We start from the raw sequence: 3,057 nt of genomic DNA on the forward strand, positions 1-3,057 counted from the left end.
AATATGGGTGTCACTTCTTTTTTGTCTTAATTCGCCATTGTCGTTTCTACTTCTATCACCTCTCATACCTGGAGCATCATTTTTTTTATTAGCCATGTTGTTGTTATTTTATTATTGTTGAAATAGTTGATTGAAAAAGTTTTTGTTTTTCTTTGATAATATCATTTGTAATTTGAATATCCTTGAGATAAAGTTCTTGTATTTGAACTACTTTAAATTGTTCTGTTATTGGAATTAGATTGAAACTAAAATCTGCCAATTCACTTTTACGAATAGATGGAATAGAACTGCCCGAAGCTGATTGTTGAAAATACAATAAGTTTTTAGGAAGATTTAAAACCGAAACCAAATATGCAGGTATAATTTTAGTTGTATCTACTCTAATAATAAAAAATATAGAAGATGCCACAGCATTTCCAAACTCTTGTTTGTACAGCGTTGCAAAAAAGCGAAATCCTTTTGCTACGAAAAGAATATCATCATTTTGAAGGAAATTTGCAGTAACTTTAGCATCTTCTTCTAAGAAATAATCATCTTCATTGATATATTGACCAAATTCATTAAAATGTTTAGCTTGTAAATAAGGAATTGTGCCATTTTTACTAGTCTGCCCATAGTAACCAAACTGAATATTTGCAATATCTTTTAATTTAACTTCCATTTCACTATTTTTGTAATGTTATTCGTTTTCGATGCAAATATACGCAAATTAATGAAATAAACAAGTTTTTTTCATTGTAGAAATATTCTAATTTTATTAATAATGGATTTTAGAATAGGGTGTAACGTAAAAAAGAGAAAAAAATATTTATTTTTAAAATTAAAAAAAACACTGATTTATATAGTGTTTTGGGTGCAAAATGATACTTGATGTTTATCAATTTGCATTAATTTTATCTTATGTTGCTAGAAAATAAAATTTAAAAAAAAATAAAAATGTTTCTGTAAAAAATTGATTACACCACCTTACACCCTAATTTTAGTTTACCCTTTGCAGTGATTAGTTTGCACAAAAAAAAGTGAAAACCTTTGATTTCCACTTTCTTTTTATTGCTATTTTGATTATTCTACTTTCTTGTTAGCTTCATCCACTTCTTCATAAGTTAATTCTTTTAAAGCATATACTGGACTTCCTTTTCTCATCAATCTTAAAAAATTGTGTTTCTTTAATGATTTCCCAATTTTGTTAATAGTTCCATCAGTTATAGTGATTTTTGCTTTTTCAGCTAGTTTTGCAGCTATTTGAGATGCATTTAAGAATAATGTTGCCTTTTCTTTTTCGCAAGATTCAAACCATGTTAAAAGTAGTTCTTCTTCTGGGCTTCTTAGTTGGTATTGTTCGTTGTTTTCGGTTATGTTTTTGATTTCTTCCTGGTCGAACCAATGTCTGAATCCACTTTTGAATAAATACAAAGCTTGTGAAAAAACATCATCAATATTTACTTCGTGTTGGTATTGGATGCCTTCTAATTCGAAACAAAGAAATCGTCTGCTTCCTGTACTGTCGTTTAAGAACTGAGCTGTGTTAACACTACCTGCAAATGATGCGCGCCTTGGCATAGTTTCGTTGTTGTGTCCGTAGGCTTTTCGCATTCTTATTTGAGTTTTAGTAATTATCTCTTTTAAGCTTCCAATTTCAGAACGATTTAAGTTTTCTAACTCATCCAAATTAATTAACATACATTCAGCCAATTGTACTAAAGTATCTTTATTGTTTGGGTTTATAGTTCCTGAAAACAGGTATTCTTTTAATTGTTTTGGAACCAACTTCTCCACCCAAGTTGTTTTTCCTAATCCTTGTTTTCCACTGAAGACAATTACTGTGTGATTGATAATTTTATCATCTAAAACACAACCTACCATTGCTACAATCCATTTCTTAAAACATTGCTGCCAAAGATCTTGTTTTGTTGTTGTTATTGTGTTGGCTAATTCTGTTATATAATCGGTTTTCTCATCATAAGTAGGCAAATTATAGAAGTAATCTTCAAATGGATTAAAGAGCTGACAGAAATCAGAATAAAGCAAATTTCTTAATGAAGATAGGTTTGTTTTAATTCTTCCTTTTAAACATTCACGTAACATAGAATTTTCTATAAAATCATTCATTACATTCCACTTCTTTTTACCGAAATATTGGAACTCTAATTTACCTGAAACTATGTTGTGACGAAATACATATCTAGTTGATAAAAATAGCTCTAAACGGTCTATTTGTGTTGGTTTAGGTTTGTCTTCGTCGTCATCGTCAGTAGTATCTGTTATTGAAAAATCGTTCTTTTCCTTTGGTTTCTTTGGAGCTTCTACTTTTTCATTTTTACCGAATTCGTGCACATTTCCGTAAGCACTATTGATTGTTTGTGTTACTTCTTTTTCATCATAACCAAAATCATTTAGAATAAAAGTTAAAGCTTCTTGTAATGATATACCTTTTCGGTTTAGGTTACAGGCTAATTGATGTACGAATACGTTTCGGCTACCATTCACAAATTGCACTTTTTTTTCAGTGAATTTTATGCAGTGGTTGTAGATGGCTTCGGAATCAGTAGCAGTCACAGTCGCAGTTTTCAGTTTTGGAACTTCGACAAGCTCAGTTTGATTAGATTGCTTCGTTCCACTCGCAAAGACGGTTGCGTTTTCATTTATGAAAAGATTTTCATCCCATGAGTAAAAACATAATCTTGTTATGTCTTTTCCGGATTTGTCAATTTCTAGATTTAGTAATTTTTCATAATGATCCTGGATAGCTAAAAAGGTTTCTTTGTGTTCGGCTTTTGTGCTGCTTACTTTTACTAAAATCTTTAATCCATTGCCTGAAGGACTAATGAAACAAGCATAAGTAAACTCGCATTGTCTTGCTGAATAATTGACTTTTGCTAGTTGTTCTGGTTGTAATTTATCGATATCTAAAATGATGATATTGGAATACTCCTCCAAAAAATTCATTTTTCTACCACCAATAAATTTTCCTGAAGGTGTAAATGCTGGAAGTGATTTTTTGGCTTTTTCGTAAGCTTCCATTTTATTTTCAGATAGTGATTTACGCAAATAAATTAT

At 30.3% G+C, this 3,057-nt stretch carries 2 protein-coding genes; both read right to left on the reverse strand.

Translation table 11 applies throughout. The features are described 5' to 3' along the window. Positions 1 to 103: 103 nt before the first annotated feature. A complete protein-coding gene (locus DIU01_RS03410) occupies positions 104 to 661 on the reverse strand; it encodes a restriction endonuclease subunit S (RefSeq protein ID WP_290831845.1) in 558 nt (185 codons plus the stop codon). 401 nt (positions 662 to 1,062) lie between these two features. Then, positions 1,063 to 3,057, reverse strand: a 1,995-nt coding sequence (locus DIU01_RS03415) for a VapE domain-containing protein (protein WP_290831846.1), incomplete at its 5' end; no start/stop codon positions are given.

Source organism: Flavobacterium sp., assembly GCF_003525665.1.
Taxonomy (GTDB): domain Bacteria; phylum Bacteroidota; class Bacteroidia; order Flavobacteriales; family Flavobacteriaceae; genus Flavobacterium.

What these genes read in the sequence shown, in the direction of transcription:
- DIU01_RS03410 (WP_290831845.1), bottom strand. Translation starts at nt 661, where the DNA reads ATGGAAGTTAAATTAAAAGATATTGCAAATATTCAGTTTGGTTACTAT.